At 65.2% G+C, this 17387-nt stretch carries 13 protein-coding genes; 5 read left to right on the top strand and 8 right to left on the bottom strand.

The genetic code is table 11. The features are described 5' to 3' along the window. Window position 1 precedes the first annotated feature (1 nt). From E1748_RS20810 to E1748_RS20775, 8 genes are all read right to left on the bottom strand, one after another. The gene (locus tag E1748_RS20810) at window positions 2-946 is read right to left on the bottom strand and encodes a glycosyltransferase family 2 protein (RefSeq protein ID WP_133649032.1); all 945 of its coding nucleotides are present in this window, start codon (window positions 944-946) and stop codon (window positions 2-4) included. Window positions 947-971: 25 nt separating this feature from the next. Beyond that, window positions 972-2357, bottom strand: coding sequence for an undecaprenyl-phosphate glucose phosphotransferase (locus E1748_RS20805; RefSeq protein WP_133649031.1), 1386 nt, complete (start codon window positions 2355-2357; stop codon window positions 972-974). 42 nt (window positions 2358-2399) lie between these two features. Beyond that, a complete protein-coding gene (locus E1748_RS20800; RefSeq protein WP_133649030.1) occupies window positions 2400-3134 on the bottom strand; it encodes a Crp/Fnr family transcriptional regulator in 735 nt (244 codons plus the stop codon). Window positions 3135-3767: 633 nt separating this feature from the next. Continuing rightward, window positions 3768-6362 carry a glycosyl hydrolase 2 galactose-binding domain-containing protein gene (locus tag E1748_RS20795; protein ID WP_420819334.1) on the bottom strand — a complete coding sequence of 865 codons (2595 nt, stop codon included), beginning with the start codon at window positions 6360-6362 and terminating at the stop codon, window positions 3768-3770. Then, window positions 6359-7429, bottom strand: coding sequence for a DUF1839 family protein (locus E1748_RS20790; protein ID WP_133649029.1), 1071 nt, complete (start codon window positions 7427-7429; stop codon window positions 6359-6361). Before E1748_RS20790 ends, E1748_RS20795 begins: the two co-directional genes overlap by 4 nt. Continuing rightward, complete coding sequence (locus tag E1748_RS20785) at window positions 7426-8496, bottom strand: amino acid--[acyl-carrier-protein] ligase (protein WP_133649028.1); 1071 nt, start codon at window positions 8494-8496, stop codon at window positions 7426-7428. Before E1748_RS20785 ends, E1748_RS20790 begins: the two co-directional genes overlap by 4 nt. 1 nt (window position 8497) lies before the next feature. Continuing rightward, window positions 8498-9760, bottom strand: coding sequence for an acyl-CoA dehydrogenase family protein (locus tag E1748_RS20780; RefSeq protein WP_133649027.1), 1263 nt, complete (start codon window positions 9758-9760; stop codon window positions 8498-8500). Next, window positions 9757-10008: an acyl carrier protein gene (locus tag E1748_RS20775; RefSeq protein ID WP_133649026.1), complete on the bottom strand. Its 252-nt coding sequence runs from the start codon at window positions 10006-10008 to the stop codon at window positions 9757-9759. The genes E1748_RS20780 and E1748_RS20775 overlap by 4 nt, the downstream gene beginning before the upstream one ends. A gap of 240 nt (window positions 10009-10248) precedes the next feature. Between E1748_RS20775 and E1748_RS20770 the strand changes: the two genes are divergently transcribed. From E1748_RS20770 to E1748_RS20750, 5 genes are all read left to right on the top strand, one after another. After that, window positions 10249-10788 carry a GNAT family N-acetyltransferase gene (locus tag E1748_RS20770; RefSeq protein ID WP_133649025.1) on the top strand — a complete coding sequence of 180 codons (540 nt, stop codon included), beginning with the start codon at window positions 10249-10251 and terminating at the stop codon, window positions 10786-10788. An 82-nt stretch (window positions 10789-10870) separates the two neighbouring features. Beyond that, window positions 10871-12505: a hypothetical protein gene (locus E1748_RS20765; RefSeq protein ID WP_205965267.1), complete on the top strand. Its 1635-nt coding sequence runs from the start codon at window positions 10871-10873 to the stop codon at window positions 12503-12505. Then, window positions 12502-13767 carry a glycosyltransferase family 4 protein gene (locus E1748_RS20760; RefSeq protein ID WP_240766697.1) on the top strand — a complete coding sequence of 422 codons (1266 nt, stop codon included), beginning with the start codon at window positions 12502-12504 and terminating at the stop codon, window positions 13765-13767. The genes E1748_RS20765 and E1748_RS20760 overlap by 4 nt, the downstream gene beginning before the upstream one ends. Then, window positions 13764-14918, top strand: coding sequence for a glycosyltransferase family 4 protein (locus tag E1748_RS20755; RefSeq protein ID WP_205965266.1), 1155 nt, complete (start codon window positions 13764-13766; stop codon window positions 14916-14918). Before E1748_RS20760 ends, E1748_RS20755 begins: the two co-directional genes overlap by 4 nt. Window positions 14919-14942: 24 nt before the next feature. Then, window positions 14943-17369 (top strand): NHL repeat-containing protein, encoded by a 2427-nt coding sequence (locus E1748_RS20750; protein ID WP_133649023.1) that lies wholly within the window; start codon window positions 14943-14945, stop codon window positions 17367-17369. Window positions 17370-17387: the final 18 nt, after the last annotated feature.

Raw genomic sequence — 17387 nt, 5'->3', positions numbered from 1 at the left:
CCTACGGTTGTTGCGGACGGACGGCTGCTGCCCACGCTCCGCGCATTGCACGCAGACCGACCCACCATTTGCGCAGCGCGAGCCCCGGTCCGTCGCCGCGCAATGCGAGCGACAGGGCACGTGCGAGTCCGGGATCGGCGCGGTCGCCGATCAATGCGGAGTACGCGACGAACGCCCATCGGCCTGATGGCGACAGGTGTTCGCAGAGGATGAGTCGGAGATTGAACGACGCGTTGTAGTACGCCACATCGTTGAACGTGTAGCGTTGGTCTTCGTCGCTGCGCGCCGCCGGGTAGTGCTCGACGAGCAGCATCGGGTCGTACACGAGGGTCCAGCCACGCCGTCCGACGTCGAGGCTGAACGCCATTTCGCAATGCACCTGCGCGCCGCTGCCGCGCAGCCGCGCATCGAAGCGCAGCGTGCCGACCGCGTCGCGGCGGAACGACATGTTCACGCCCTTCAGGATGTTCACTTCGCGCGCGGGGCCGTGGCCGATGTGATGGTTGCCGATCGTGCGGCCGTACCAGCGCACGAGTCCCACGACGGGCTTCTCGCCCTGCAGGACGCCGTAGCGTTCGTGCACGATGTCGCGGCCGCCGAGTCCGCCGAGAGCGGGGTCGTCCTCGAACGCGCGCGCGATGCGTTCGATCCAGTCGGCGTGCGGCGCGGCGTCGTCGTCGGTGAAGCACACGACGTCGCCGGTCGCGCAGTCGAGTCCACGGTTATAGGCCGCGACGACACCGGGACGATCGATCAATGCGATCGTCAGGCGTGCGTCGGGTCGTGCGGCTTCGCGTGCGCGCAGCCATTCGAGCGTCGCGCCGTCTTCCGCGCGCACGACCACGATCACTTCGTCCGCGAGGCGGCGCTGCGCGTCGAGCGCGGCGATGCAGCGGGCGAGGTCGTTAATGCGCCGCCAGGTCGGCACGATCACGGACACTTTCACAGTGAATCCCCGAAAATCAGCGTGTTCAATAGGCGTTTCGGCCGACAAAACCCTTGAAGATCGTGATCAGCACGATCCGCATGTCGAAACCGAACGACCAGTTATGGATGTAGAACAGATCGAACTTCACGCGCGATTCCATCTTTTCGATCTTCGTCGTCGCGCCGCGATAACCGTTGACCTGCGCCCAGCCGGTAATGCCGGGCTTGATGCGATAGCGGTGCATGTAGCCGTACACCTGGTCCTTGTACAGATCGTCGTGTTCGAGTGCGTGCGGACGCGGTCCCACGACCGACATCTGCCCGAACAGCACGTTGACGAATTGCGGCAGCTCGTCGAGGCTCGTGCGGCGCAGGAACGCGCCGAGCTTCGTCACGCGCGCATCGTGCCGCGACGCCTGGGTCAGCTGACCGTGCGCCTCGCGATGCACGGTCATCGAGCGAAACTTGTAGATGCGAAACGGCCGTCCATCGACACCCTTGCGCACCTGCGTGAAAAACACCGGCCCGCGCGAGGTCGCCTTGATCGCGATCGCTAGCACCGCGAACAGCGGCGCGAGCATCGTCAACGTGACGAGCGCGAACAGACGATCGAAAATCAGCTTCGGCCACATCTGCACCGGCGATACCGATGGCGCGGTGAGGTTGATCGTCGGCAGGCCGAGCACGTCGACGAGCGTGTGATTGAACAGCGACAGGCTGCGCACGTCGGGCATGAAACGCAGGTTCACGAAGTCGTTGCGGAACGTGCGCGTGAAGCGATACAGCGTGTGTTCTTCCGACAGCGGCAACGCGAGCCACACTTCGTTGATGTGCTCCGTGCGCACCTTCGTCGCGAATGCGTCGATGTCGGTGAACACCGGCATGCGGCGCATCGGCGCGGCCGGCAGATGCGCGGCTTCGGCACCGGTATCGAACACGCAGACGGGCCGGAAACCGGCCTGCGGCGCGCGTTCGAGATGCGCGAGCAGCGTGCGCGCGAAACCTGGTGCACCGACGATCGCGACCGTGCGGAAGTTCATCCCGCGACGTCGCGCGACACCGAGCAACAGATGCGCGATCAGCTTGGTCGCGACAATCAATGCGCCTGACGCGAGCGTCGCCCAGCCGAACCACAGCCGCGACAGCGCGTCCATCCGATGCAGCGTGAACACCAGCACGAGGCCGGTCGCGACGACGACGAACCATGCAGTCGCGACGCGTGCGAGCATCGACGGCAGCGGTTTGCCGCGCCACGTGTCGTACACGCCGAAGATCGGGAACAGCAACAGCACGAGCACACAGTTGAACGCGATCAGCAGCTTCTCGTCGTCGCCGAGCGCGAGCGGCTGGCCGAAACGCATCCAGTGAGCGATCAACGCGCCTGCAATGACGAACAGGGCGTCGAGGCAACGCGCGGTATGGCGGAACATGTCTTTACCTCTGGTTACCGTGGCTGCAGCGTGGCGGTCAGATCAGTTGACCGTTTCCGCCTGATGCAGGCGCGGCAGCAAACGATCGAATTCGCGCTTCACGAGCCCGTAGCATTCGCATGCACGCGCTTCGAGACGCTGTCGATCGAGCACCTTGATGTGACCGCGGCTGTGATGGATCAGCCCTTCGTCGTGCAGCTTGCCGGCGGCCTCGGTGATGCCTTCGCGGCGCACGCCGAGCATGTCGGCGATCAGTTGCTGCGTGACCGTCAGTTCGTTCGACGAGACCCGGTCGATCTCGATCAGCAGCCAGCGGCACAGCTGCTTGTTCAGCGAGTGATGACGGTTGCATGCGGCGGTCTGTGCGACCTGCGTGAGCAATGCGTGCATGTAGAGCAGCATCAGACGACGCAGGAAGTCCGAACGCGCGAACTGCTGCTTCAGCGCCTGCGCGCTCATCCGGTACGCGAAGCCCGCGCATTGCACCTGCACACGGCTCGGCATCGTTTCGCCGCCGGTCAGCACGGGAACGCCGGTCATGCCTTCACGCCCGACTGCGGCGATCTCGACCGAGCCGCCGTCTTCCATCGTCGACAGCATCGAGATGATCGCGGTGGTGGGGAAGTACACGTGATGGATGCGCTGGCCGGAATCGCACAGCAACTGCTCGGTGCGCAGGTGAACCAGTTCTAGATGGGGAGCCAGGGCTTGCCATTCATGGGAAGGCAGTGCGCCGAGCAAATGATTGCCGTGCAGGTCGGATTGAAGCATCAACATGATGGTCGGTCCTCGAAGGAGCCGCATTCGACGGCTCCGTTTTTAACCCCCGGCCACTACATCCGTCCAACGTGCCGCCTGGCGAGCGGCGACGTGATGTAGTACCGGCCTCGTATGGCCTCTTTGCGTCGGTGATTGTTTTATGTACCGGACGCTTCGCTTATGTCGCGGCATCTGTTTAGCGAGGACCGTGCCAAATGCCCTCAAAGCCAGTACTGGTGCGGTGCAGCGAAGACGCTGGTGTCTCACTGCGCGGCAAAACGTGCGTTTTTGTTTCAAATCTGTACAGCGGGTCAGGATTCGCATAATCGTGGAAAGGTCTTTTTTATTCGACTCAAGTCCTTGATCGGATTGGGGAAGCGGTGCCTTGTGAGGGGCTTTTGCGCGGTGCATACGGTTTGAAACGTCCGGGTGAACGCTGACGCGACAACGCTGTGCCCACGTCGTCGAAATGATTCAGATGTGTTCATCGAACTGCGTGCGTTGGCGAACGGAACGGGTTTTGCGATATTCGCGAACGCGTGCGAGTGGTGTCGCGACACCGTGTTCGCAAGGCGCGACGGCCCATCCGGGCCGAGCCTCTACACGGGTTGCGAAGAAAAGCGGAGATAAAACGCGAAGTAAAGGAATCGATCAGCCGTAGAAGATCGGTGCACGTGCATTGATCGCGCGCAGTTCGCCGGTCGGTGCAGGAGTTGTATCGTTCGCGTTCTTACTGGCGTTTGACGAAGTGCTTTGAGGTAGCGGCGTGAGGGGTACAAGCGGTACTACGATCCGACGATTCGGTGCGAGATGGAACCAGTCGCGTGTCGCGCGATAGCGGCTATCCACGACGTGCACGAAGCGCGCAAAGCGCTGCGCTTCGACGACGAGTTGCCAGCCTTCAGTCGTGCGCTCGGGCGTGGCGACTAATCCCAAATCGTGGCGCTCGTGCACGCTTCGATCCGGCAGATGAAATGCTTCCGACCATATCTCGCCGGTCGATGCATCGCGCAGCGTCGCGATCGTCACGTCGTGCGCGCGTGGGCCGAAGCGGTACGCATAAGTCAGATCGAAGAACTGGCCGAGGCAGGCGGCTGCTTCGATCCGTTGACGGCTGCTTGGCGGCATGTCGATCGTGCAGCTGCCCGATGCGACTTTGACCGCGCCGTCGCGCAAGCAGACGAGTTCCAGCTGTCCGCGCAATGGCGTAGCGGTTTCGTTGCTCACGTGCAGATCGAGACCGTTGAGGCCTTCGTCAGTGATGACGAGCTGCACCGGACGCAATGCACCAGCGAGCGCGTGCCATGCGCTTTTAGGCCGTCCCAATGCATCGACGAGACCCCAGCCCGCGCCGGCACGCAGATCCTGGAACTGCCATACGAGCGCGCCGCCGCATGTCGAATGCGTGCTGCGCCATTCGGCGAACGTGTCGGTCATCAGTTCTGCGACGACTGCGCGCGACAGGTCCAGATAGCGCGCGTTGTCTTCGTAACGCAGACGTGCGGGATCGACGCCGTACAGCGTGCGCAGGTAGTGGTCGCGGACATCGTCGAAGTCCCAGCCGGCGCCTGGGTCGCGTGGCACGGCGGCTTTCCAGCGTGGATCGTGTGACTGCAGGGTGCCTACGGCTTCATGCAGTGTGTGGTCGTCGGGGACGTTCGCGAAGGCGAGGCATTCGGCGGCGAAGCGCACTTGTGCGCGGCGCACGTCGTCGAGCGGACGTTGATATGCGCCGACGCCGTAGTAATGCGTGATGCCGGTGCGCGTCGAGAACGGCCACGTGTTCGCGTTACGCGAAGATTCGTCATCCGATGTATTTCCGGGCGAATGCGGTACGTAAGGCACGTCAGGTCGTTCGGCTGCGACGATTGCGGGCAGACGTTCGGTGAACCACGGCTGCGCGCGCATGTCGCGCGGCAGTCCGAACATCGCTGCCTGCTGTTCGATCTCGCTGCCGCCGCACAGCACCGCAAGCGAAGCGAAGCGGCGCGTGCGCGCGAGAAACTGCGTCGCTTCGAGCGTGACCGATGCGGCGAAATCCGCATCGTTTGGATAATCGAAATTCGCGAATGCGAAGTCCTGCCAGACGAGGATGCCGTATGCATCGGCGAGCGCGTAGAACGCATCCGATTCATAGACCATCGTGCCGCCGACGCGCAGCATGTTCATCCCCGCGTCGCGGGCGAGCGAGAACGCGTGTTCGAGTTGCGTGAGCGTGCCGGCTAAGGTCGCGAGATCGGCGCTCGTCCAGCATGCGCCGCGACAGAACACCGGCGTACCGTTGATGTTTAGCGTGAAGCCGTGACCGTCTTCGCCGCGTTCGACGTCGATCGAGCGGAAGCCGATGCGGCCGAGTTCGCAACTTGCGTGATCGAGTTCGAGTGTGACGGGATGAAGCGCAGGTGTGCCGTGTGTGTGCGGCCACCAGCGTTCGGCATGCGGTACACGCAGGGTGCCGGTGAGCGTACGTGCATCGCTCCACGTAAGCGCGCCGCGCGCTTCACTACAGACGAGCAATGCAACACCGTCGCGCATTCGCTCCAGCGTCTGCGGCATCGCGAACGTGAGCGTCAGATGCACAAGGCCATCGTCGCCGTCGAGCGTGCTACGAAGATCCACTGTATCGATCGCATCTTGCGAAGCGCCGAGCAGTTCGACGGGACGCCATGGACCGACCGCCTGCAGCGTCGGACACCAGCCCGGCATATGACCGAGCAGCGTCGTCCGCACATTGCGTAGCGTCGCGGGCGATACGAGACGTGGCCGCCAGCGCGCGCGCGACCGACGCGCGGCGAGGGCGGGCGCGAGCGAACGGAAGCACAGCGCGAGCACCGCTGTGCCGCCCAGATCGAGTTCGACGTCGTGTGCAACGAACATCGATGTCGAATCGAGCAGCTTCGTGCCGTCGAGCCAGACTTCGGCAATCGTCGCGAGGCCGTGCAGGCGAAGACGTCGCGAACCTGTGCCGGTGAGCGGCAACCGGTACCAGTGATCGTCGAATGCAAACGGTGGAGGATGCTCAGGATCGAGCCGTCCCGCCGCACGCCATGCGTCCGCGACGGTGCCCGGCACGGTTGCATCGAGCCAGCCGTCGACAGGCCATTGCGCAGGCGACGCACACGCACCGGCCGGCGTGCTCACGCACTGCCAGCCGGTGTCGAGGCGTTGAGGCCAGAAGTCGTCCGCGGCACCGGCGGAGTCCGGCGACGCCTCGGACGCCAGGCTCGCGGGCGGCCGCGCGGTCACAGCACGAGTGCGGCAAGCGGGGTGATCGTGTCGTCGTAAGCGGCTTCGAGTACGTCGAAGCAGTCGTCGCACGGATCGCGCCGGCCGCGTGTGATCGCGCGCACGAGACGGAACTGCATCACCATCGCTTCGGATGCGATCGTCTGCGCAGCGGCGGGAATCGACGCGGGAATGTCGAAGCCCTGCGCATGCAGCCACAGCAGATATTTCGACAGAAACTCGAAGTTCGCGCCGAGCTGCCGCATCAGATTGAACGAATACGGATGGAAGAACGGTTCGCCGCGCGCGAGCAGCGTGTCGAGATGCGCGGGGAATGCCGCGCGCCATTGCGTGACCGGATTGCGCAGCGGCCGCCGCGCGAGATGCGCGCACAGCAGTTCCGCCGATGCATCCGCGAGCGCGGTGCCTTCCAGCGCCGGCCGCGACTGCTTCGCGAATTCGACATACGGAAACAGCAGCTCGGGCCGATCCGCGAACTGCGGCAGCTTGCGGAAAATGCCGTCGTAGTCGTCGCCGTCGAGCCGGTGATAACCCGTGTTATGAAAATAGCCGAGCCTGCGTGCAGCGGAATCGATGAAGTCGATGCCGACCGTCGTCTTCGGATGCTCGCGACGGTAGGAGGTCGCGCGCGTATTCGGCAGATAGTAGCCATCGACTTCGACGAGCACCGTATGGCCGCGCTGCGTCTGCGCGAGCACGCGATCTTCGAGCGAATCGTAGATCGCCAGTTCCTGAACCTGGGTGCCGTACAGACGATCAAGATCCTCAAGCGGGAACTTGAAAAACGTGAACTGATCGCCTTCGAAGTCCTGCGTCACGGTGAATGCGAGCGCCGCGCGCGGATCAAGCCCGAAGCCGTGCAGCAGTTCGATCCACAGATCGACGTAGCAGTTGGTTTCCTGCCAGACGCGCTCACCCTGATGTAACGCGTGCGGGACGTACGTTTCATGTCTGCGCGCAGTGGCGGGGGCGGGCGGCGCGAAGAGCGGTGTCACCACGGCTGCAACGGGCAAAGCCACGGTCGCATCGTTGGCGCTGCGCAAGACCGTCGTCAGCGGGGGAGTCATGCGGATTCTCCGTGCGTACTGGTCGTCGCGTTCGCCAATGCCTGCTCGACGCGCTGCTGCGTATCGCCCCACAACAGCGCGCGCACGTCGTCGGGCCATGCGTTCACGTCGAGCCCATGATGCCGGAACAGCGCGAGCGTGATGCGCTCCATCCCGAAGCCGACGCAGCCCGTATGCGCGACGCTGCCGTCTTCGCACTCGATCTTCCAGATCGCACCGAAGTGATCCATGTGATAGTTGAACGACAGGCACGCGGTCTTGCTGTCCGCGTTCGCGACGGGAATCAGCAGTTCGAACTTGAGCGCCTGCGCGCGTTGGCTGTCGGCAATGATCTTGCCGCCGCGGCCGAAGAACGGATCGTTCGCGAGATCGACGTCGACCGGCAGATCGAGCAGCCCGACGAGCAACGAGCCGCGTTCGATCCACATCTGACGAAACGCCATCACCTGATCGGGCGTGCCGAGCCGCACGTATTCGCGCTGGCGGAACATCTGCATCCGCGCGGGATCGAGCGACGGTTCATGACGGAAGCAGTACGACAGCACGTCGATCGTGCGTCCGTCGGCGGGCAGCGGACCGCGCCGCGCCATCACCGGATAGATCGGATAGCACGCGGCCGGCGTCAGCACGACGCGGGTCGGTTTCTGCTGTTCCATCCACGCGTCGCTGCGGTCGTCGTCGCTTTCCGCCATTGCATCGTCGAGACAGCGCAGCAGACGTTGATGGCTCATGTCGTTGCCGCAGAACGAATGGATCGTGCCCGCGAGCGTCGGGAAGCTCTTCAGATATTCGCTGTCTTCGAAGTCGGTGCGGCGCATCGCCGGCGGAAAGCGCAGTACCTCCGGTGCCTGGTCCGCGCCGAGATGCGTGATCGCGACGTTCAACCGGTCGACCACGTCTTCGAACACCTGGCTGCGTCCGTACAGGCCGTTTTCGCCGGTGTCGATCAAGAGGCCCTGCGCGAGCAGTTCGTCGCGGAACGTGGGCACATGATCGGCATTACCCGCACCATTACCCGCAGCGCCGGCCACGTTCGCGAGCGCGGCGGTATCGGTCATCGTGTTCATCTCAAGCTCTCCCCGGAGCGGCCGGACGCTGTGCGAGCAGCAGGCTGGCCGTGTTTTGCGCAATACGGTCGTTATTGATCATCAGCGGTGCGGAGTGCAGATCGCGCAGATGGCGCCCGACGCTGTATTCCGTGCCGTTCTTGTAGCCCGCCATTCCGCAGATCATCAGCACTTCCTGGACGACCTGCAGCGCGGTCGACGAAATGCTGGTCTTTAGCGTGTTCATGTCCGATGCGAAACCGAGCATCGCGGCGAGCGGTGCGTCGGCGAGACATCCGCGTTTTGCGAGGTGCGCTGCGCGTGCGGCATCGAGCGCGACCGCGAGGCGCGCCTGCATCATCTGCAGCAGACCGACTGCTTCGGCGAGGCGGATGCCCGCCGGCGGCACCGAGCCGGGCTTCGCACGCGCCTGCGCGCGGAAGAATGCCTTCGCGCGGTTCACCGCATCGGTGGCAATGCCGGTCCACACAGCGGCCCATAGCGTGTGCGACACGGGCAGCATCGTTTGATCGGCGATCTCGGCGAACGGCGTCTCCAGAATCTGCTCGGCGCTACCGGTTGCGACGAGGCGAAAGCCTTCGCTGCACGTGCCACGCATCCCCATCGAATCCCAGCCGCCGCGTTTTTCCAGCTGCGTGTGTTCGCGTAATGCGACGATCAGCACCTGATCGGCCGCTGCGGATTCGGCAGTGCGCCGTGCGGTGACGAGAATGCCGTCCGCGTGCGCGCCATACGAGATCGTCGGCGCGAGCTTCTCGATCCGGAAAGCGCCATCGACGAGTTCGACCGCGCATGCGCTGGTGCGCATATTGCCGCCGATCGTTTCCTCGGATGTAGCCGATGCAAGCAGCCACTGATGCTCGACCAGATCGCCAAGCAGCGCCCGCTGCCATGGCGAACCGCTGCCGTGCGCTTCGATGCAGGCCACCTGGATCTGATGCATCGCGTACACCATCGCCGTCGATGCGCAGGCCTGTGCCAGCGTTTCGCAGATCGCGGCGAGATCGGCGAGCGACAGTCCCGCGCCGCCGTACTCGACGGGCACGAACGCCGATAGCAAACGTTCGCGTCGCAGCGCGTCGAAAGCCTCGGTGGGGAAGCGCGCGTCGCGATCGACCGCATCCGCGTATTGCGCGGCGACCTGCGCGGCGCGCAGCGCGGCCGCGCGCCAGCCGGGCTCGGGCTCGACCGCGGCGAGCGTGGGGGTATCCACGGGCGCAGCGGCGGTGGCAGCAGCAGCGCTGTGCGGCATCGGCGCGTTCATGCTGCCGCCTGCGCCTGTTGCAGCTCGGTCACCGCGGCGGCGAGCGAATCGATGCTGGAGAAAAGCCGCCGCGTGAGCATGCGATCCGGAATCTCGATGCCGAATTCGTCTTCGATCGCGAGCATCAGATGCACCGTCGCCAGCGACGACAGTCCCGCCGCGTAGAGATCGGCGTCGTCGGCCAGTGTGTCCGGCGACACGTCGAGACGTGCCGATTCGGAAAGAATGCGTCGCAATGCTGTTTTCATGAAATGTCTGCCCTTGTTGGTCGAGTCCTCGGGATTGGCCCCGTCGCCTGCGCTCGTGCTGTGTCGTGTGCTGAGTCTTTTGCGATGTTTCGCGCCGCGCGTCGTGCAGGTTGACCGTATTTAACGAACTGCGAGGCGTAAGCGTCAGTGCGATGCCGCACGGAAACATGCGGGTCGGCGACGTAACGTGTGGCCATCGAACGGACCTGGTCCGTCGCAAGCATGCTGGGAGAAGGGGCAATGAACTGGAAAACGCTGGAGTTCGATCAACTCACCGCGCGGGAGATGTACCTGATCCTGCGGGCGCGCAGCGCGGTGTTCGTGGTCGAGCAGTCGCATGTCTGCCTCGACGCGGACGGTCACGACGACACCGCGCTGCACGTGTTCGCGGTCGACGACATGGCGCGTCCGATGCCGGTGCTCGCCTATGCGCGCATCAAGCCCGGCGATGCGGAAGACCCCGACGTGCTGATCGACAAGGTGCTGACGAGCCCGGTGCGGCGCGGCGACGGCACCGCCGAACTGCTGATCGAACGCGTGCTGCATGCGATCGCTGAGCACTGGCCGGGCCGCGTTGCGCGCGTATCGGCGCCGCTGGGGCTGCGCGATTTCTACGAGCAGTTCGGTTTTCGCAAGAGCGAAGGCCCGTACCTCGAGCACGGTGTCCCGTTCATCGGACTCACGCGCCATCCGCACGGCGCGCAGCCGCGTTTCGCCGGCCTGCGCCGCGAGCGCGACACGGCGAGACACGCGCTCGTCAATACCTTCGAACTGCTGTGACGGCGGACACCGTCCGCTGCCCGCGCAACAGTGCGAGCAGCGGCACGGCCGCCGTCCGCCTTCCGCCCGGACCCGACCGACGATGAATACGCCTTCCACCTGGCTGCGCGAGGCTGTGCAACCTGTGCCTTTAGCGCCGCGTTCTCCGTATGCGGGACGTGGGCCGGGCGTTGCCGCACCTCATGCGCAGCGCGCAGCGCCTGCACGTCGCACCACCCAGTCCGGCCTGCGCCACCCGCTGCGTCTGCCGCTCGCATTCTTCGGCGTGACGATGCTGCTGATCCTCGCGCATCAGGGGCGACTCGTCGAGCTGTTCTATCCGGCCGGCGCGTTCGCGATTGCTGCATGGTTCTACCGGCGTTCGCCCGCGCATTACCTGGGCTTCGTGTGCTGGCTGTTTTTTCTGTCGCCGGAAGTGCGGCGTCTCGCGGATTTCATGAACGGGGCGTTCAATCCGCAAAGCCCGGTGATGATCGCGTCGATGCTCGCGGTCGCGTTGTCGGGACTGTCGCTGCTCAGGAACGTGCACGTGCTCGGCCAGCGTCGCGCGGCGCCGCTCGTGCTGATCGTGCTCGCGCTGTTCTACTCGTACATCGTCGGGATGACGCGGGCGGGTCCGGCCGCGGCGACGTTCACGCTCGTCAACTGGCTGTTTCCGGTGCTGATCGCGTTCCAGCTGGTCGTGACGTGGCGCGAGTATCCGCAGTATCACCGCGTGCTGCTGAAGACCTTCACGTACGGCGGCATCGTGATGGGTGCGTACGGCGTGATCCAGTACGTGTCGCCGCCGCCGTGGGATGCGTTCTGGCTGCTCGCGTCGAAGATGGAATCGGAGGGGCATCCGGTGCCGTTCGCGATGCGCGTGAGCAGCACGATGAATTCGTCGGGTGCGTACGCGCCGACGATCATGGTCGTGCTGCTGATGATGCTCGCGGTGCCCGGCAAAACGAAAATGCTGACCGGCCTCGTCGCGATTCCGTCGCTGCTGTTCACGTCGGTGCGTGGCGCGTGGGGCGGTTTTGTCGTCGGACTGCTGTATCCGCTCGCGATGCTCGATGGCCGCAGCCGCATGCGGATGATCGCGGGTCTGCTCGGTTTCGCGATGCTGTGCGCGCCGCTCGCGATGATCGGCGACGTGTCCGACAACATCATGCATCGCTTCGATTCGCTGTCGGACCTGAGCAAGGACGACAGCTACCAGGTGCGCGCGGAGTTCTATCGCAACTTCCTGTCGGTCGCGCTGACCGACATCGCGGGGCAGGGGCTCGGCACGACCGGGCTCGGCACGAAGCTCGCGGACAACTCGTCGCAACTGAACGTCGTGTTCGACAGCGGCCTGATGGAAGTGCCGTTCGTGATGGGCTGGCCCGGCACGCTGCTGTACACCAGCGGCATCCTGATCCTGATGTGGCGCGCGTTTCGCGCGAGCCTGTCGCGTTCCAGAGACCGTTTCGCGATTTCCGGCGTCGGCGTCGCGCTCGCGATCTTCGCAATGATGGTGTTCGTCAATACGCTGGTCGCGTTGCCGGGGATGTTTTTCTTTATCGGAGTGATGATGCCGGCTATCGGTCAGCGTTACGCGCGCGAATTGCGCGCGGCTCAGTTGCGGCAGCGGGCGGCTGTTGCGGTTTCTGCGGGTTCTGTTGCGGCTGGGGTGGAGGGTGTGCCTGTGCACGGTGTGTCCCGTGTGCCGGTGACGCGGGAGTCGCGACGATGATGCCGACGATTTCTTCCGCAGATTCCTCTGCGCATTCATCCGCAAGTCCGCCGCTACGCATCCTGATCGTCACGCATGTCGTGACGAACAACGATGGCCAGGGGCGCGTGAACTACGAGATCGCGCGTGCCGCGCTCGCGGCGGGGCACAGCGTGACGCTGCTTGCATCGAAGGCCGCGCCCGAACTCGTCGCGCATCCGCTCGCGTGTTTCGTGCCGATCGCGGAAAGCAGGCTACCGACGCGTCTGCTGCAATACCAGCTGTTCGCGTGGCGCAGCGGCGCGTGGATCCGCGCGCGTCGCGACGAGTTCGATGTCGTGCACGTTAACGGCTTCATCGCATGGGCGCGTGCGGACGTGAACGCGGTGCACTTCGTTCACGATGGGTGGTATCGCTGCGGCTTCTATCCGTTCCGTCTGCTGCGCGGCCCGTACGACGCCTACCAGGTGATCTACACACGGCTCAATGCATGGTGCGAGCGCTGGGCGTTCCGTCGCACGGACACGATCGTGCCGGTGTCGGAGAAAGTCGCGCAGGAAGTGCGCGCGCTCGGGATCGATCGTGCGCGGCTGCGTGTGATTCACAACGGTGTCGATGTCGATGAGTTCACGCCTGGCGAATCGGACGCGTCGAAGCAATCGCAGCGCGCGCGTTTCGGCTTACCGGATGCACCGTTTCTGCTGCTGTTCGCAGGCGATCTGCGCGTGTCGCGCAAGAACCTCGACACGGTGCTGCGCGCGTTGACGCAGACACCGCCGCACGTGCATCTCGTCGTCGCGGGCATTCTGCGCAACAGCCCGTACCCGGCGCTCGCGGCGTCGCTGGGGCTCGCGGAGCGCGTGCATTTCACCGATCTCGTGAAGGACATGCCCGCGCTGATGCGCGCGGTCGACGCGTTCGTGTTCCCGTCACGCTACGAGGCGATGAGCCTCGTACTGCTCGAAGCGCTCGCGGCCGCATTGCCGGTCGTGACCGCGCGAACAGCGGGCGGCGCGGAAGTAATCGGCCCCGACTGCGGCGTGGTGCTCGACCATCCTGACGACGATGTCGCGTTAGCGGCGGCAATTCGCGGGCTCGCCGACGATCCTGAACGCGCACGCACGATGGGCGCGGCGGCACGCGAACTCGCGCGCACGCTCGACTGGCAGACGATGGCCGGTCGCTATCTCGCGCTGTATGCGCAGGTGGCGGCGCGGCGTCGAGGGCGCGTCGATGCATCGGTACGCGCGTCGGCTCACGACACCGCAGCGGTGAAATCATGAACCGTACGATCGATTCGCTGCATATCGGCATGCACTGGTTTGCCGAGAAGCCGGGTGGTCTCGACCGGATGTTCAAGGCGCTCGTCGATTCGCTGCCTGCGCAGGGCGTCAACGTACGCGGGATGGTTGCGGGCAGTCCCGGTGTGCTCGAAGCGTCGGGTGGTCTCGTGCATCCGTTCGCGGCACCGCACGAGCGGCTCGCCACACGACTCTGGCAGGCGCGTGCCCGCTCCCGCGAACTGAAGCAGGCGCGGGTGCCTGATGTCGTTGCGACGCATTTCGCGCTGTATGCGGCGCCGACCACGGGTGTGTTCGGCGGCGTGCCGCGCGTCGTGCATTTTCAGGGGCCGTGGGCCGACGAGTCCGGCGCGGAAGGACGCGGTGCGCTGTCGCGCTGGATGCGTCGCGCGCTCGAACGCTTCGTGTATCGCGGCGGCACACGGCACATCGTGCTGTCGCATGCGTTTGCGGAGATCCTGCATACACAGTACGGCATCGATGAAGCGCGGATTCGCGTCGTGCCCGGTTGCGTCGACGTCGATCGCTTCGATCGCGGCGTGACGAAGCGCAGCGCGCGCGAACAGCTCGGCGTCTCGCAGGACCGGCCGCTGCTGTTCTGCGTGCGTCGTCTCGTGTCGCGGATGGGGATCGAGGATCTGATCGACGCGATGTTCGTCGTGCGTCGCGCAGTGCCCGACGCGCTGCTCGTGATCGCCGGCAAGGGGCCGCTCGAAGCGCAGCTGCAGGCGCGCATCGACGCACGCGGTCTCGAAGCACACGTGCAGCTCGCGGGCTTCGTGCCCGACGATGCGCTGCCGTTGTGGTACACGGCCGCCGACGTCACCGTGGTGCCGACCGTGTCGCTCGAAGGCTTCGGCCTGACGACGATCGAATCGCTCGCGTCCGGCACACCGGTGCTCGTGACGCCGGTCGGCGGATTGCCTGAGGCCGTTGCGCCGCTGTCGCCGGATCTCGTGCTGCCGTCGGGCGGTTTTCATGCGCTGGGCGGCGGGATTGCCGATGCACTGCTTGGGCGACGTCTATTGCCTTCGTCCGCCGAGTGCCGCGCGTATGCGCGCGAGCATTTCGATCATCCTGTCGTCGCCGCGCAGGTCGCCGAGGTCTATCGCGAAGCGATAGCGGCTTTCTAGCGCGGTTGTCTGGACGACGAGATCATGCTGACCCGTTCGCGTTCACGTCGGCTTTTCGAGTGGTTCATCGGTGCGGCGGTGGTGACGCTGCCGGTTGCGGCTGCGCTCGTTGCACTCGATCCGGGCGGTGCGGTGGTCGCGCATACGGCGTCGGCGCAGACGGTGGCGAAGGCGTCTGAGCCGTCCTCCACACTCGATACGGCAGCGCGCGCCGAACAGGCGCTTCCCGCCGCGCAACCGGTCGCGTTGTCGCCGCGTCCCCCGTTGTCGTACCGCACGTCGTGGATCGGCAATACATGGGGCTACGCGAATCGCCGCTGGATGCAGATCGACGTTGAGGCGATCGCGGTCGCACCATCCGGCGACGTGTTCACGAACGCGCTGTGGGACGAGGGCGGCGGCGAACTCGGCCACTACCGCGACGGCCAGCTGCTCGGCTACGGCGGTGGCTCGCACGGCTGGGGGATGCTCGGCGGCGATGCGATCGCCGTCAACGATCGCTATGTGTTCGCGGCGCAGGTCGTCGAGAGCGTCGGCAATGCGCTGGCCGCCGTGAAGAACCTGCCGCCCGAAGGCGTGCGCTGGTACGGCGTGACGCGTCGTAGTCGCGATGACTTCACGCAGGGCGTGCCGTTCGTCGGTGCGACGTTCTGGCCGGGGACGTCGCTCGCATTCCGGTTGATTGCTCAGTCGCCGGAACGCGAGGACGGTGCGATTCGCGGTCTCGCTGCGGACAACCGCAATCTGTTCGTATCGAATCCGCTCGCGAACCGCGTCGAGATCTTCGATGCGAACTCGATGCAGCCCGCCGGCGGATTCGCGGTGCGCGACCCGGGCAAGCTCGCGATTGCGCCGGATGGCTCGCTGTGGATCATCGAGCGCGGCCGCACAGACGGCACGCGCAGCGTCGTCCACCATGCGCGCAATGGGACACGTCTCGCGGAACTCGCGTTGCCGGCGGGTGCGGTGCCTGTCGACGTCGTGCTCGATGCGCGTGGCCGTCTGCTGGTCGCCGACAACGGGCCGCGTCAGCAGGTGCTGATTTTTAGCCGCGATCCCTCCGCCTCCGACGCAAACACTAGCGATATGAAATCACCGATGCAGCTGACCGCAACGCTCGGCGAACCCGGTGGCCTCTATGCGGGCCGGCGCGGCGCAACGGGACCGCTGCGCTTCAACGGATTGACCGGTGTCGGTGTCGATCGGGCGGGGAATGTGTACGTGTCGATGAACGGCGTCGGTCCGCGTGCGCGCTCGGGCAGCCCAGGCCCTGGCAACGGCGACGGCGCAGTGCTCGAAAGCTATACGCCTGACGGACGACAGCGCTTCAGTCTGCAAGGGCTGCTGTTCGTCGACGGTGCGCAGTTCGTCGATGGCGATCCGCCGTCCGTGTATAGCGGCAGCAAGCGCTTCACGCTCGATCTGTCGCGTGCGCCTGGCCGCGAATGGTCGTATGCGGGCTACACCGTCGATCGCTTCCGCTATCCGTACGACCCGTTCCTGCATCTGCCGCAGGGGCAGCGTGGCACGCCGATCGTGCGTGACGTCGACGGGCATCGGTTGATGTTCACGCTCGACATGGTGTCGTCGTATCTGCGCATCTATCGTTTCGCCGCGCACAGCGAGACCGCGATTCCGGCGGGGCTGTTCGCGCCGTCGCATATCGACGGCGCGTGGCCGCCGAATCAACCGGCGCGCGGCGAATGGATCTGGCGCGACACGGCGGGCAAGGGCCGCTTTGCCGCCGATGACTTCGATCAACCGGATTCCGCAGCCGATGGTCCGCGTCTGACCGGTTGGTGGGTCGATACGCACGGCGACGTATGGCAAGGCACCGTCGCCGACGGCATTCGACGCTTCCCGCTGCAAGGCTTCGACGCGAGCGGCAATCCGGTGTACCGCTACGCGTCGATGCAGCGCTTCGCGATGCCCGCGCCGCTTACGCGCATCACGCGGCTCATCTACGACGCGGCGACCGACACGATGTTCGTCGCCGGCTCGACGGCCGCGCGACCGTTCATCGAGCACAACTGGAACAGCGCGAGCTCGACGCTCGCGCGCTACGACCATTGGCTGTCCGGCAAGCCGACGCTGCGCTACACGATCGACTTGCCGGATCGCGGACCGCCGGCCGTGCAGGGCATCAACGGCATCGCCGCGGCCGGCGACTATCTGTTCGCCGTCGAAACGATGACCGGCATCGTGCGCGTCTACGACCGCGACACGGGCCACGACGTCGGACGGCTCGCGCCGGGTCCGGAAGTCGGCGACGCGAGCGGGATGATCGACGAATCGATGCCGATCACCGCGCACCGTCTGCCGGACGGCGAGTACCTCGTGTTCGTCGAAGAGGACTGGCACGGCAAGGCGCTGATGTATCGCTTCACGCCGCCTGCGCGTTCGCTTCATCCGCTTCGTTCGCTTGAGGCGGCTTCTCTTTCTTCTCACTGAATACCAACTGGACTTCGC

It is taken from the genome of Paraburkholderia flava, from assembly GCF_004359985.1.
Lineage (GTDB): Bacteria > Pseudomonadota > Gammaproteobacteria > Burkholderiales > Burkholderiaceae > Paraburkholderia > Paraburkholderia flava.
Note: the sequence above shows the minus strand (reverse complement) of the source record. Positions and strands in the feature narration are given on the sequence as shown.

Excerpts from the sequence above, each read along its gene's own strand:
- E1748_RS20800 (WP_133649030.1), bottom strand. The coding sequence starts at position 3,134 with ATGTTGATGCTTCAATCCGACCTGCACGGCAATCATTTGCTCGGCGCA.
- E1748_RS20760 (WP_240766697.1), top strand. The coding sequence starts at position 12,502 with ATGATGCCGACGATTTCTTCCGCAGATTCCTCTGCGCATTCATCCGCA.
- E1748_RS20790 (WP_133649029.1), bottom strand. The coding sequence starts at position 7,429 with ATGACTCCCCCGCTGACGACGGTCTTGCGCAGCGCCAACGATGCGACC.
- E1748_RS20775 (WP_133649026.1), bottom strand. The coding sequence starts at position 10,008 with ATGAAAACAGCATTGCGACGCATTCTTTCCGAATCGGCACGTCTCGAC.
- E1748_RS20780 (WP_133649027.1), bottom strand. The coding sequence starts at position 9,760 with ATGAACGCGCCGATGCCGCACAGCGCTGCTGCTGCCACCGCCGCTGCG.
- E1748_RS20770 (WP_133649025.1), top strand. The coding sequence starts at position 10,249 with ATGAACTGGAAAACGCTGGAGTTCGATCAACTCACCGCGCGGGAGATG.
- E1748_RS20755 (WP_205965266.1), top strand. The coding sequence starts at position 13,764 with ATGAACCGTACGATCGATTCGCTGCATATCGGCATGCACTGGTTTGCC.
- E1748_RS20785 (WP_133649028.1), bottom strand. The coding sequence starts at position 8,496 with ATGAACACGATGACCGATACCGCCGCGCTCGCGAACGTGGCCGGCGCT.
- E1748_RS20750 (WP_133649023.1), top strand. The coding sequence starts at position 14,943 with ATGCTGACCCGTTCGCGTTCACGTCGGCTTTTCGAGTGGTTCATCGGT.
- E1748_RS20765 (WP_205965267.1), top strand. The coding sequence starts at position 10,871 with ATGAATACGCCTTCCACCTGGCTGCGCGAGGCTGTGCAACCTGTGCCT.
- E1748_RS20805 (WP_133649031.1), bottom strand. The coding sequence starts at position 2,357 with ATGTTCCGCCATACCGCGCGTTGCCTCGACGCCCTGTTCGTCATTGCA.